General features: G+C 71.4%; 9 protein-coding genes. 4 read left to right on the top strand and 5 right to left on the bottom strand.

The features are described 5' to 3' along the window. Positions 1-51: 51 nt before the first annotated feature. Positions 52-2778: an aconitate hydratase AcnA gene (gene acnA, locus ACFWZ2_RS17525; protein ID WP_384546483.1), complete on the bottom strand. Its 2727-nt coding sequence runs from the start codon at positions 2776-2778 to the stop codon at positions 52-54. A gap of 186 nt (positions 2779-2964) precedes the next feature. Next, entirely contained in the window at positions 2965-3885 is a 921-nt protein-coding gene (locus tag ACFWZ2_RS17520) for a sigma-70 family RNA polymerase sigma factor (protein WP_384546481.1), read from the bottom strand. A gap of 87 nt (positions 3886-3972) precedes the next feature. On the opposite strand from ACFWZ2_RS17520, the gene ACFWZ2_RS17515 reads away from it, so the two are divergent. Further along, positions 3973-5082 carry an alkene reductase gene (locus ACFWZ2_RS17515; RefSeq protein ID WP_384546479.1) on the top strand — a complete coding sequence of 370 codons (1110 nt, stop codon included), beginning with the start codon at positions 3973-3975 and terminating at the stop codon, positions 5080-5082. Here ACFWZ2_RS17515 and ACFWZ2_RS17510 read toward each other — a convergent pair. Beyond that, on the bottom strand, positions 5064-6068 hold the full coding sequence (locus ACFWZ2_RS17510; protein WP_384546477.1) for a LacI family DNA-binding transcriptional regulator: 1005 nt from the start codon (positions 6066-6068) through the stop codon (positions 5064-5066). The two genes, ACFWZ2_RS17515 and ACFWZ2_RS17510, sit on opposite strands and share 19 nt — an antisense overlap. 153 nt (positions 6069-6221) lie before the next feature. Here ACFWZ2_RS17510 and ACFWZ2_RS17505 point away from each other — a divergent pair, with 153 nt between their 5' ends. Together ACFWZ2_RS17505 and ACFWZ2_RS17500 are read left to right on the top strand one after the other, a co-directional pair. Further along, positions 6222-8102, top strand: coding sequence for an amidohydrolase (locus tag ACFWZ2_RS17505; protein ID WP_384546476.1), 1881 nt, complete (start codon positions 6222-6224; stop codon positions 8100-8102). A 93-nt stretch (positions 8103-8195) separates the two neighbouring features. Beyond that, the gene (locus ACFWZ2_RS17500; RefSeq protein WP_384546474.1) at positions 8196-9725 is read left to right on the top strand and encodes a helix-turn-helix domain-containing protein; all 1530 of its coding nucleotides are present in this window, start codon (positions 8196-8198) and stop codon (positions 9723-9725) included. 78 nt (positions 9726-9803) lie between these two features. On the opposite strand, the gene ACFWZ2_RS17495 is transcribed toward ACFWZ2_RS17500, so the two are convergent. Together ACFWZ2_RS17495 and ACFWZ2_RS17490 are read right to left on the bottom strand one after the other, a co-directional pair. Beyond that, positions 9804-10232, bottom strand: a complete 429-nt coding sequence (locus ACFWZ2_RS17495; RefSeq protein WP_384546473.1) for a RidA family protein — start codon at positions 10230-10232, stop codon at positions 9804-9806. Positions 10233-10354: 122 nt separating this feature from the next. After that, positions 10355-11467 (bottom strand): acyl-CoA dehydrogenase family protein, encoded by a 1113-nt coding sequence (locus ACFWZ2_RS17490; protein ID WP_384546471.1) that lies wholly within the window; start codon positions 11465-11467, stop codon positions 10355-10357. Positions 11468-11576: 109 nt separating this feature from the next. Between ACFWZ2_RS17490 and ACFWZ2_RS17485 the strand changes: the two genes are divergently transcribed. Beyond that, positions 11577-13208 (top strand): AMP-binding protein, encoded by a 1632-nt coding sequence (locus ACFWZ2_RS17485; RefSeq protein WP_384546469.1) that lies wholly within the window; start codon positions 11577-11579, stop codon positions 13206-13208. Position 13209: the final 1 nt, after the last annotated feature.

Genomic DNA, 13209 nt, shown 5'->3' with positions numbered 1-13209 from the left:
GCCCCCGGTCATCGACCGGGGGCACGGCCCTCGACTGCCTTCCCTGACCGCTTACTTGCGGATCAGGCTGCGCAGCACGTACTGCATGATGCCGCCGTTGCGGTAGTAGTCCGCCTCACCGGGGGTGTCGATGCGGACGACCGCGTCGAACTCCACACCGGTGTCGGTGGTGACCTTCACCGTGCGGGGGGTCGTGCCGTTGTTCAGCTCGGTCACGCCGGAGAAGGAGAAGGTCTCCTCGCCGGTCAGGCCGAGGGAGTCGGCCGACTGACCCTCCGGGAACTGGAGCGGCAGGACGCCCATGCCGATGAGGTTCGAGCGGTGGATGCGCTCGTACGACTCGGTGATGACGGCCTTGACGCCGAGGAGCGCGGTGCCCTTGGCGGCCCAGTCGCGGGACGAGCCGGAGCCGTACTCCTTGCCGCCCAGGATGACGAGCGGGGTGCCCTGCTCGATGTAGTTGCGCGAGGCGTCGTAGATGAACGAGACCGGAGCCGCGTCAGCAGTCGCAGCCTGCGTGAAGTCGCGGGTGAAGCCGCCCTCGGTGCCCGGCGCGAGCTGGTTGCGCAGGCGGATGTTGGCGAACGTGCCGCGGATCATGACCTCGTGGTTGCCACGGCGCGAGCCGTAGGAGTTGAAGTCACGGCGCTCGACGCCGTGCTCCGTGAGGTACTTGCCGGCCGGGGTGTCGGCCTTGATCGCACCGGCCGGGGAGATGTGGTCGGTGGTGACCGAGTCGCCCAGCTTGGCCAGGACACGGGCGCCCGTGATGTCCTCGACCGGAGCCGGCTCGTGCGCCATGCCCTCGAAGTACGGGGGCTTGCGGACGTAGGTCGACTCGCTGTCCCACTCGAAGGTGTTGCCGGTCGGGATCGGCAGCGCCTGCCACTGGGCGTCGCCCGCGAAGACGTCCTGGTAGGACTTGTTGAACATGTCCTCGCCGATGGCGTTCGCCACGACGTCGTTGACCTCGGCCTCGGAGGGCCAGATGTCCTTCAGGAAGACCGGGTTGCCGTCCTGGTCGGCGCCGAGCGCCTCGGTCGTGATGTCGACCTTCATCGAACCCGCGATGGCGTACGCGACGACCAGCGGCGGGGACGCCAGGTAGTTCATCTTGACGTCGGGGTTGATGCGGCCCTCGAAGTTCCGGTTGCCGGAGAGGACGGACGTCACGGCCAGGTCGTGGTCGTTGACGGCCTTCGAGACCTCCTCGGGCAGCGGGCCCGAGTTGCCGATGCAGGTGGTGCAGCCGTAGCCGACGAGGTTGAAGCCGACCTTGTCGAGGTACGGGGTCAGGCCCGCCTTGTCGAAGTAGTCGGTGACGACCTTCGAGCCCGGGGCGAGGGTGGTCTTGACCCACGGCTTGCGGGTCAGGCCCTTCTCGACGGCCTTCTTCGCGACGAGCGCGGCGGCGACCATCACGTACGGGTTCGAGGTGTTGGTGCAGGAGGTGATGGCCGCGACCGTCACCGCACCGTGGTCGATCTCGTACGTCGAGCCGTCGGGGGCCGTGACCGTGGTCGGGTTCGACGGCACGCCGTTGCTGGCGGCCGGGGCGTCGGAGGCCGGGAAGGACTCCTCGCCCGCCTCGTCCGCGGTGTCGACGTAGTTGCGCACGTCGAGCGCGAACTGCTGGGCGGCGTTGGCGAGGACGATGCGGTCCTGCGGACGCTTCGGACCCGCGATCGACGGGACGACCGTCGAGAGGTCGAGCTCCAGCTTCTCCGAGAAGTCCGGCTCGGCGGCCGGGTCCAGCCAGAGGCCCTGCTCCTTGGCGTACGCCTCGACGAGCGCGACCTGCTGCTCGGAGCGGCCGGTGAGCTTGAGGTAGTTCAGCGTCTCGCCGTCGATCGGGAAGATCGCGGCCGTCGAACCGAACTCGGGCGACATGTTGCCGATGGTGGCGCGGTTGGCGAGGCTCGTGGCCGCCACACCCTCGCCGTAGAACTCGACGAACTTGCCGACGACGCCGTGCTTGCGCAGCATCTCGGTGATCGTGAGCACGAGGTCCGTGGCGGTGGTGCCCGGCTTCAGCTCGCCGGTCAGCTTGAAGCCGACGACGCGCGGGATGAGCATCGAGACCGGCTGGCCGAGCATCGCGGCCTCGGCCTCGATGCCGCCGACGCCCCAGCCCAGGACGCCCAGGCCGTTGACCATCGTGGTGTGCGAGTCGGTGCCGACGAGGGTGTCGGGGTAGGCCTGGCCGCCCCGGACCATGACCGTGCGGGCCAGGTGCTCGATGTTGACCTGGTGGACGATGCCGGTGCCCGGGGGGACGACCTTGAACTCGTCGAAGGCGGTCTGGCCCCAGCGCAGGAACTGGTAGCGCTCCTTGTTGCGGCCGTACTCCAGCTCGACGTTCTGGCCGAAGGCGTCGGCGGTGCCGAACTTGTCGGCGATGACGGAGTGGTCGATGACCAGCTCGGCCGGGGCCAGCGGGTTGATCTTCGCCGGGTCGCCGCCGAGCTCCTTGACGGCCTCACGCATGGTGGCGAGGTCCACGACGCAGGGCACGCCGGTGAAGTCCTGCATGATCACGCGGGCCGGCGTGAACTGGATCTCCTGCGAGGGCTGGGCCTGCGAGTCCCAGTTGCCGAGGGCACGGATGTGGTCGGCGGTGATGTTCGCGCCGTCCTCGGTACGGAGCAGGTTCTCCAGCAGCACCTTCAGGCTGTAGGGAAGGCGTGCGGAGCCCTCGACCTTGTCCAGCTTGAAGATCTCGTACGACTCGTCGCCCACGCGCAGCGTGCTGCGGGCGTCGAAGCTGTTCGCCGACACGACAGTCTCCTTCATATATGTGCGCGTTCCGTCACATCCTGCCGCCACGACTCCTCGTCGATCCGCTAAGGTAAGGCTTAGTTAGGTAACCCTTACCGAGTGGCGGCTTCTGGTGCGCCTCGGCAGATATCTCGATGTCGAGATAACACTAGTACATGCCCCGGCGTGACGACGAGGTGCGCCCTCTCACAGTCCGGCATGCCCTCCTCCGGGCATGCCGGGTACCTCGTCGAGCACGGCCACATCAAGCGCCCGCAGCCGCGCGGGATCGGCTACGACCTCGTACGAGGCGACCCGCCCGTCCTCGACCTGGATGACGAGCACGCCCAGGAGGCGTCCGCGCGGGGCCACGACCAGGCCCACCGTGCCGTCGATGAGCGCGGGCTCCGCGAAGCGGGCGTTGCGCTTGAGGAGGACCGTCTCGTCGGCCACGGCCCGTGCACCCCGGATCACCGCCGCGCGGCCCGTCGGCAGCGCGGAGAGGTCGGCCGTGCGGACGACGTCGGGGGCGAGGACCGTGAGCAGCGCCGCCAGGTCGCCGCTGCGGGCGGCCGCGAGGAAGGTCTCCACGACCTGCCGGTGCTCCGCGAGGACCGGGGCCGCGAGCGGTGAGGTGCCGCGGACCTTGTGGCGGGCGCGGCTCGCGAGCTTCTTCGTGGTGACCGTGGTGCGCTCCACCACGGGTGCGATCTGGTCGAACGGCACGGCGAAGAGGTCGTGGAGGACGAAGGCCACCCGTTCGGCGGGGCCCAGCGTGTCGAGGACCACGAGCAGCGCGCGGCCCACCGAGTCGGCGAGGAGCACTTCCTCCTCCGGGTCCGCTCCGTCGCCGAATTCCCTTGCCTTGTCGGGGAGTTGACCGTCGACGGGTTCCTCGTGGCGGGCCGCGGCGGAGCGCAGCATGTCCAGGCAGATGCGGGAGACGACGGTGCGGAGCCAGCCGGTGAGGTTCTCGATCCCGGCCGCGTCGCTGCGGCTGAGCCGCAGCCAGGTCTCCTGGACGGCGTCGTCGGCGTCGCTGAGCGAGCCGAGCATGCGGTAGGCGACGCCCCGCAGATGGCCGCGGTGCGCCTCGAAACGGTCCGCCAGCGCCTCTTGCCCGTCCATCGGTCACCTTTCCCCGTCGTACGCCGTCACCTTCACATCCCCCGCGGCAGAGCCGCCGCGACAGTAACGCGACGAAGGAGAACCGTCATGACCGCCACCCTGACCACCGCCCTCGGCCAGCCCCTGCTGCACGGCACCGCCCTGGGCGACATCCGGCTGCCCAACCGGGTGGTGATGGCCCCGCTCACCCGGGCCCGCGCCGACAACCCCGGCCTCGTACCGACCGAGCTGCACGCCGCCTACTACGGGCAGCGGGCCTCCGCCGGGCTCATCGTCACCGAGGGGACCTGGGTGAGCGAACGGGCCGTCGGGTTCGTCAACGTACCCGGCGTCCACAGCGAGGAACAGGTCGCCGGGTGGCGCCGGGTCACCGACGTCGTGCACGCCCTCGGCGGCCGCATCGTGCAGCAGCTCTGGCACACCGGCGCCGCCTCGCACCCCGACCACCTCGGCGGTGCGCTGCCCGCGGGGCCCTCGGCGGTCGACCCGCGCGCGAGGACGTTCACGCCCGACGGGTTCAAGGAGACGCTGACGCCGCGCGCGATGACCGTCGACGACATCGGGGCGACCGTCGCCGAGTTCCGTGCGGCGGCGGCCAACGCGCGGCGCGCCGGGTTCGACGGGGTGGAGATCGGCGCGCTCGGCGCGTTCCTGTTCGCCCAGTTCCTCAACCCGCGCCTGAACCACCGCGACGACGCCTACGGCGGTGACCGCGCGCGGCGGCGGCGCCTGCTGCTCGACGTCGTCGACGCGGTCACCGCCGAGTGGGACGGGCGGCGGGTGGGCGTGCGCCTCGCGCCGTACATGACGGCGACCGAACGGTTCGTCGTCGACGAGGAGGTGCTCGCCGACTTCGACGAGCTCGTGACGGTCCTGAACGACCGGCCGCTCGCCTACCTCCACCTGCGCGGCCCCGACCTCGCGGGCCCTGGCGAGACCCCCGGCTTCGCGGCGTTCGCGCGCTACCGGCGCCGGTTCGAAGGGCCGCTGATCGCCAACAACGGCTTCGCCAGGGACTCCGCGAACGCCCTCGTCGGCGCGGGCTTCGCCGACGCCGTCTCCTTCGGCACGCACTTCGTCGCCAACCCCGACCTGGTCGGCCGGTTCGCCCTGGAGCGCGAGCTGGCGGCGGGCGACCCCGCCACGTACTACCAGGGCGGGGCGAAGGGGTACGCCGACTATCCGGCGGCGGGCTGAGCGCCGGACGAGGCGCGGACGAGGAGGGCGGCCGGGACGACGACCGGTCCCGGTGACGCGTCGCCGCCGCCCTCGACCAGGTCGACGAGGACCGCCACGGCGGCGCGCGCGGTCCGCTCCGGGTCGAGGGTGACCGTGCTCACGGGCGGCGAGGTCCGCGCGTACCCGGGATCCTCGCTCGCGCAGACCACGCGCAGGTCGGCGGGGACGCGCAGACCGAGCCGTGCCGCGGCCGCGAGGAGCTGGCGGCCGCCCGGATCGTACGCGGCGTAGACGGCGTCGGCGCGGTCCCCGCCGGTCAACAGGGCGTCGAAAGAGCGGCCTTGGGCGTCCGCCGCGTCGAACGGCACGACCAGCGGGTCCGCGCCGCGCTCCGCGCACCACTGTCCGTACGCCGCCGTCACCGCGCGCGCGTAGTGCTCGCCGCCGCTGCCCGACTGCAGGGCGACGCGGCGGGCGCCGGACGCCACGAGGTGGTCGAGGACCTCGCGGGTGGTCGCTTCGTGGTCGTTGTCGACCCAGTGGTCGCCGGGGCGCGGGTCGCCGGGCACGCCGTCGAAGACGAGCGGGATGCCGCGGGCGCGCAGGGCACGGGCCATCCGGTCGCCGCGCGGGCTGTCCACGATCAGCATGCCGTCGACGGCGAGGCTGTGCCAGGAGTCGTCCGCGGCGCGGTCGGCGGGGAGCGTGGTGACGGCGTAGCCGCGCGCGTGGGCGGCCGAGGTGGCCGCGGTGACGGCGCGCGAGAAGTAGGCGATCTCCGTGTAGTTCCAGGCGCCGGGGAAGGTGGTGACGGCGATGCCCAGGGTGCGGCTGCGCGGTGGCCCCGGGATGCCGTAGCCGAGCCGTGTCGCCGTCTCGCGGACCCTGCGGCGGGTGGCCTCGCCGATCCGTCCCGTGCCGTTCAGGGCGTGCGAGACCGTCGCGGTGGAGACCTCCGCCGCGCGGGCTATGTCGGCGAGCGTCGGGGCTGACACGCGGCTCATCGTACGGAATCCGTCGTCGGGGGTGGGTTCTGGTTAACGGATTACTCGTCGAAGGTCTGCTGCGGGCCGTGGGGTCCTTCCGTGCCGCCGCTTCGCGGCGATCTTTCCCACCCGCCCACCCGACGCTGCTACCCGTCCCGTTGGAGTGTGGTCATGTCTCTGCCGTACGTCTCCGCGCCCTCCCGGCGCGCCGTCCTCGCCGCCGCGGGAGCCGCCGGGCTCGTCGCCGCAGCGGGACCCGCCGTCGCCGCATCGCCCCGCAGGTCCGCCGCGCTCGTCGTGCACAACGCCCGTGTCTTCACCGGCACTTCGCACCCCGCGCGGGCCGAGGCCGTGGCCGTCGGCCGGGACGGGCGGATCCTCGCCGTCGGCACGGACGCCGCCCTGCGCCGGTACATCGGACGGGACACCGACGTCGTGGACGCCCGCGGCGGCACCGTGATGAGCGGCATCCACGACGGGCACGCCCACCCGATGGGCGCCGCGGGCCGTTCGCTGCGGCCGTCGCTCGGGGGCGCCGAGCAGACCGTCGAGGATCTGCAGAAGACGCTCACCGAGTTCCTCAAGGACTCCGCCGACCAGGAGCCCGACGGCTGGCTGGTGGTCGAGGACTGGAACCCGGTCGGCCTGCTGCCGCACGGCACGGTCCCGCACCACTCCATGCTCGACGCACTGCCGACCCGCCGCCCGATCGTCCTGAGCGGCGGCGACGGCCACAACCTGTGGGCCAATCAGCGTGCCCTGGACATCGCGAAGATCACCGCGTCGACCCCCGACCCGGTCGGCGGCAAGATCGTCAAGGGTGCGGACGGCAAGCCGACCGGAGTGCTCAAGGACGACGCACAGCCGCTCGTCATGCGGCACGTCCCCGAGCCCGACGAGACGCAGCTGACGGACGCCGCCGCGAAGATCCTCGCCGAGGCCGCCGCGTCCGGGATCACCACGTTCATGGAGGCCGTGGTGGGGCAGGGCGAACTGGAGCTGTACCGGCGGCTCGCCGCGTCGGACCGCCTCCTCCAGCGCTTCGTGCCCGCCCTGCGCATCGACACCGACCAGACCAAGGACCCGGCCGCCGCCCTCGCGTACGCGAAGAAGCTCAGGGCGGAGTTCAAGGACGTACGCAAACTGCGCTTCGGCACGGTCAAGGTGTTCCTCGACGGCGTCATCGAGTACCCGGCGCAGACCGCAGCGCTCCTGAAGCCCTACCTCGACAAGGAGGGCAGGCCCACCGACAACCGCGGCGACCTGTATGTGTCGGCCGCCGACTACGGACGGCTGAGCGCCGCCTTCAACGCCGAGGGCTGGCAGATGCACGCGCACGCCATCGGCGACCGCGCCGTCCGCACCTCACTCGACGGATACGCGTACGCCCTGCGCAGGACGGGCCGCCGTGATCTCCGCAACACCACGGCCCACCTCCAACTCGTCGACCCCGCCGACCTCTCCCGCTTCGCCGAGCTCGGCGTCGTCGCCTGCATGCAGCTCCAGTGGGCCTCACGGAACACCTGGACCATGGACGCCCTGCTGCCCTACATCGGCGCCGAACGGCACCGGTGGCAGTACCCGGCCCGCAGCCTCCAGAAGCGGCGCGCGGCGCTCTCGGGTGGCTCGGACTGGCCGGTCGACCCGCTGCAGGTCTGGAATCAGGTGCGGACCGCGATCGACCGCGAGGGCTTCGACGGCGAGGGCGACCTGTACCGCGCCGAGGAAGCCCTCAGCCGTACGTCTTCCCTGCTCATGCACACCTCGGGCACCGCGCGTCAACTTCGCATGGAGCACGTCACCGGGACCGTCGAGAGAGGGAAAGCAGCCGACCTTGTGCTGCTCGACCGCGATGTGACGCGGTGTCCGGTGGCTGATATCAGTTCGGTCGACGTGCGTCTCACGCTCGTCGGAGGCACAGTGGTGCACGACGCCGAGTCGTCGGCAGGTCGCGCGGCCGCCGCCCGAGTGACGCGGGCGGCGGCGGGGCCCCGGCCCACGGCCTACGCGTCGGTGCACGGCGGCCGGCACGCCTCGTGCGGCTGCGGCTGAACTCCCGTGCGGGGGAAGGCCCCCGGACGGCCGATCCTCATATGGCCTACCCCAGCGCGTGCGTCATCTCATATCTGAGATAACCTGCGACACATGGCAGACGACTACCTCGTACGCATCGGCAAGCTCATCCGTGACGCCCGGCAGCACCGGGGCTGGACACAGACGCAGCTCGCCGAGGCGCTCAGCACCAGCCAGAGCGCCGTGAACCGCATCGAGCGCGGCAACCAGAACATCAGCCTTGAGATGATCGCCCGGATCGGCGAGGCTCTCGACAGTGAAATCGTCTCGCTCGGGTACGCGGGCCCCATGCATCTGCGAGTCGTCGGCGGTCGCCGACTCTCCGGCGCCATCGACGTGAAGACGAGCAAGAACGCGTGCGTGGCGCTGCTCTGTGCGTCCCTGCTGAACAAGGGCCGCACGGTGCTGCGCCGCGTCGCCCGTATCGAGGAGGTCTACCGCCTCCTCGAAGTGCTCAACTCCATCGGCGTGCGCACCCGTTGGATCAACGACGGCGTCGACCTGGAGATCGTGCCGCCCGCCAAGCTCGACATGGACGCCATCGACGCGGAGGCCGCGCGCCGCACCCGCTCGATCATCATGTTCCTCGGCCCGCTCCTGCACCGCATGGACCGTTTCAAGCTGCCCTACGCGGGCGGCTGCGACCTCGGCACCCGCACGATCGAGCCGCACATGATCGCGCTGCGCCGGTTCGGCCTGGACATCGCGGCGACCGAGGGTCTGTATCACGCCGAGGTCGCGCGGGACGTCTCCCCCGACCGCCCCATCGTCCTCACCGAGCGCGGGGACACCGTCACCGAGAACGCCCTGCTCGCCGCGGCCCGCAGCGCGGGCACCACGGTCATCCGCAACGCCTCGTCGAACTACATGGTCCAGGACCTGTGCTTCTTCCTGGAGGCGCTCGGCGTCAAGGTCGAGGGCATCGGCACCACGACCCTCACCGTGCACGGCGTCCCCACCATCGACGTCGACGTCGACTACTCCCCCTCCGAGGACCCGGTCGAGGCGATGAGCCTGCTCGCCGCCGCCGTCGTCACCGAGTCCGAACTCACCGTGCGCCGGGTGCCGATCGAGTTCCTGGAGATCGAGCTGGCGGTCCTGGAGGAGATGGGCCTCGACCACGACCGCAGCGCGGAATACCCCGCCGACAACGGCCGGACCCGCCTCATCGACCTCACGGTGCGGCCCTCCAAGCTGGAGGCGCCCATCGACAAGATCCACCCGATGCCGTTCCCCGGCCTCAACATCGACAACGTCCCCTTCTTCGCGGCCATCGCGGCGGCGGCGCAGGGCAAGACCCTCATCCACGACTGGGTCTACGACAACCGCGCGATCTACCTCACGGACCTCAACCGCCTGGGCGGGCGTCTGCAACTCCTCGACCCGCACCGGGTCCTCGTCGAGGGCCCGACCCGCTGGCGCGCCGCCGAAATGATGTGCCCGCCCGCGCTGCGGCCCGCCGTGGTGGTGCTGCTCGCGATGATGGCGGCGGAGGGCACGTCGGTGCTCCGCAATGTCTACGTGATCAATCGTGGGTACGAGGATCTCGCGGAGCGGTTGAACTCCGTCGGGGCGCAGATCGAGACGTTCCGGGACATCTGAGTGGAGCCGGGGGTTCGGGGCGCCGCCCCCGGGCCCCCGTATCGGCCTGAACGGCCTCGTCCTCAAACGCCGGACGGGCTATTGCTCCCCAGCGCCGGACGGGCTGCCAGTACTCAGCACCGCCACCCCGTCCAGTTCCACCAACGCCTGCTCGTCCCACAGGCGGACCGCGCCGATCACCGCCATCGCGGGGTAGTCGCGGCCCGCCAACCTCCGCCAGATGCGGCCCAGTTCGGGGGCGCACTCGCGGTAGTCGGCGACGTCCGTCGCGTAGACGGTGACGCGGGCGAGGTCGGCGGGGGTACCGCCCGCGTGCCGCAACGCGGTCAGCAGATTGGCCAACGCCACCTCGAACTGCTCGGGCAGGGTCACCCCCGTGACCTTGCCCGCGCCGTCGAGAGCGGTCTGCCCGGCGAGGAAGACGAGCTGGGATCCGGTGGCGGTGACGGCGTGCGAGAAGCCGGTGGGCGGGGAGAGTTCGGGGGGATTGACGCGGTGCAGGGTCATCGGTCTACAGCTCCTCGGTCAAGGACGGACTGGGTGGCGCCCCGAAGGGGCGCGGGGCTGTGACACATGCGGCTCCGCCGCGTGGGCGCGCTCAGCCACAACGGGCCCGCACGGCACATCACTCACCCATAAAGCTCCTTCGCGATGATGGACCTCTGCACCTCACTCGCCCCCTCATAGATCCGGGGCGCCCGCACCTCCCGATACAGGTGCTCAAGAAGATGCCCGCGCCGCAACGCACAAGCCCCGTGCAACTGAACGGCCGCATCGACCACATACTGCGCCGTCTCCGTGGCAAGGAGCTTCGCCATCGCCGCACGCCGTGCGATCCCCGGCGCCCCCGCGTCGTACGCGGAAGCCGCCGCGTACACCATCAGACGTGCCGCCTCCGTCCGCACGGACATCTCCGCGACCTGATGGCCCACGGCCTGCAGATCCTTCAACTTGCCGCCGAACGCATCCCGTTCAGCCGTATGAGCCAGCGCCGCGTCCAGCGCCGCCTGTGCCATGCCGACCGCGAACGCGCCGACGCTCGGCCGGAACCGGTTGAGGGTCGTCATGGCGACCCGGAAGCCGCGGTCGACCTCGCCGAGCACGTCGTCGGGGCCGACCCGCACCGCGTCGAAGGCGAGCGCGCCGATCGGGTGCGGGGAGAGCATGTCGAGGGGGGTGCCGGTCAGGCCCGCGCGGTCGGCGGGGACCAGGAACGCGGTGACGCCGCGGGCAGCCGCGCCCGGGGTCGTACGGGCGAAGACGGTGTAGAAGTCGGCTTCGGGGGCGTTCGAGATCCAGCACTTCTCGCCGGTCAGGCGCCATCCGCCGGAGCCGTCCCGGGCCGCGTCGAGGGCGAGGGCCGCCGCGTCGGAGCCCGCGCCGGGTTCGGAGAGCGCGAAGGCGGCGACGGCCTGCCCCGAACGGACCTGCGGCAGCCAGCGTTCGCGCTGCGTCGGCGTGCCGTGGGCGTGCACCGGATGGGCGCCGAGGCCCTGGAGCGCCAGGGCGGTCTCGGCCTCCGTGCAGGCGTAGGCGAGGGATTCGCGCATCAGGCAGAGGTCGAGGGCGCCGGAGGTGAACAGGCCGTCGAGGAGCCTCAGTTCGCCGAGGGCCGCCACGAGGGGGCGGTTCACATGGCCGGGATCGCCCTTCTCCGCGAGCGGGCGCAGGCGTTCGACGGCGAGCGTACGCAGTTCCGCACATCGGGCGGTTTGATGAGGATTGAGCGAGAATGCCGTCATCCCAGGCCCCTCCTTTATCGCGCACCGTTGACTGTCGTCACCATCACGATACGCTCGTGGAGCGAGCCCACCACAGCGCCCGACCGGCAGGCAAGGGGGCACCCCCGCCATGGCATCCATCGGCATCCCAGGGCTGACACCATCCGGCCACGTCGACACCTTCGCCCGGGACCATCTCCCGCCGCGCGAACAGTGGCCCGCCCTCGTCCACGACCGGCCCGAACTCCACTACCCCGACCGTCTGAACTGCGGCGCCGAGCTCCTGGACCGCACGGTGGAGCGGTTCGGCGCCGGGCGCCCCGCGTTCCACGCGCCGTCCGGCGAGACCTGGACGTACGGGCGGCTGCAGAACCACGTCGACCAGATCGCGCACGTCCTGACCTCCGAGCTCGGCGTACTGCCCGGACAGCGCGTCCTGCTGCGCGGGCCCAGCACGCCCCGGCTCGCCGCCTGCTGGCTCGCGGTGATGAAGGCGGGCGCGGTCGCCGTGACCGTCCTGGCCCAGCAGCGCGCGCAGGAGCTGGCCACGATGTGCGAGATCGCCGAGGTGCGGCACGCGCTGTGCGACATCAGGGCGGTCGACGATCTGATCAAGGCCGGGATCCCGGGCCTGAGCATCACGACGTACGACGGGGAAGGCCCCGACGACCTCGTCGTGCGCGCCGCCCGGCAGCCCGCGTACTACGAACCGGTGGACACGGCGGCCGACGACGTCGCGCTGATCGCGTTCACCTCCGGCACCACGGGCCGCCCCAAGGGCTGCATGCACTTCCACCGCGATGTGCTCGCGATCGCCGACACCTTCGCCCGGCACATCCTCAAGCCGGGCCCCGACGACGTCTTCACGGGCAGTCCCCCGCTCGGCTTCACCTTCGGGCTCGGCGGCCTCGTCGTCTTCCCGCTGCGCTTCGGCGCCTCCTCACTGCTGCTCGAACAGGCGGGCCCCAAGCAGCTGTTGCCCGCGATCGCCCGGCACGGCGTGACGGTCCTGTTCACCGCGCCGACCGCGTACCGCACGATGCTCGACCACATCGACGCCCACGACGTCTCCTCGCTGCGCCGCTGCGTGTCGGCGGGCGAGAACCTCCCCGCGGGCACCTGGCAGGCGTGGCACCGGCGCACCGGGCACCGCATCATCAACGGCATCGGCGCGACGGAGCTGCTGCACATCTTCATCTCCGCCGCGGACGACGCGATCCGGCCCGGCACGACGGGACGCCCCGTACCGGGGTGGCACGCGCGCGTGGTGGACGAGTCCGGGGCGCCGGTGCCCGACGGCGAACCGGGACTGCTCGCCGTGCGCGGCCCGGTCGGCTGCCGCTATCTCGCCGACGAGCGGCAGCAGGTGTACGTACGGCACGGCTGGAACGTCACAGGGGACACCTATGTCCGCGACGCCGACGGCTACTTCCGCTATGTCGCGCGCGCGGACGACATGATCATTTCCGCCGGGTACAACATCGCGGGCCCCGAGGTCGAGGAGGCCCTGCTGCGCCACCCGGACGTCACGGAGGCGGCGGTCGTGGGCCGGCCCGACGAGCTGCGCGGACAGATCGTGGTGGCGTACGTCGTGGCGCGCGCGGGCGCCGCCCAGGACGCGGACCGGCTGCGCGACTTCGTGAAGTCGGAGCTCGTGCCCTACAAGTGCCCGCGCGAGATCGTCTTCCTGGACGCGCTGCCGCGTACGCCGACGGGGAAACTGCAGAGGTTCAGGCTGCGGGCGGCCGGGCCCGTAGAGTGAT

Origin of the sequence: Streptomyces sp. NPDC059002 (assembly GCF_042740435.1) — a bacterium.
GTDB lineage: Bacteria > Actinomycetota > Actinomycetes > Streptomycetales > Streptomycetaceae > Streptomyces.
The sequence above is the reverse complement of the archived record's forward strand: the minus strand, read 5'-3'. Positions and strand labels throughout refer to the sequence as shown.

What these genes read in the sequence shown, in the direction of transcription:
- ACFWZ2_RS17520 (WP_384546481.1), bottom strand. Translation starts at nt 3,885, where the DNA reads ATGGACGGGCAAGAGGCGCTGGCGGACCGTTTCGAGGCGCACCGCGGC.
- ACFWZ2_RS17515 (WP_384546479.1), top strand. Translation starts at nt 3,973, where the DNA reads ATGACCGCCACCCTGACCACCGCCCTCGGCCAGCCCCTGCTGCACGGC.
- ACFWZ2_RS17510 (WP_384546477.1), bottom strand. Translation starts at nt 6,068, where the DNA reads ATGAGCCGCGTGTCAGCCCCGACGCTCGCCGACATAGCCCGCGCGGCG.
- ACFWZ2_RS17505 (WP_384546476.1), top strand. Translation starts at nt 6,222, where the DNA reads ATGTCTCTGCCGTACGTCTCCGCGCCCTCCCGGCGCGCCGTCCTCGCC.
- ACFWZ2_RS17500 (WP_384546474.1), top strand. Translation starts at nt 8,196, where the DNA reads ATGGCAGACGACTACCTCGTACGCATCGGCAAGCTCATCCGTGACGCC.
- ACFWZ2_RS17495 (WP_384546473.1), bottom strand. Translation starts at nt 10,232, where the DNA reads ATGACCCTGCACCGCGTCAATCCCCCCGAACTCTCCCCGCCCACCGGC.
- ACFWZ2_RS17490 (WP_384546471.1), bottom strand. Translation starts at nt 11,467, where the DNA reads ATGACGGCATTCTCGCTCAATCCTCATCAAACCGCCCGATGTGCGGAA.
- ACFWZ2_RS17485 (WP_384546469.1), top strand. Translation starts at nt 11,577, where the DNA reads ATGGCATCCATCGGCATCCCAGGGCTGACACCATCCGGCCACGTCGAC.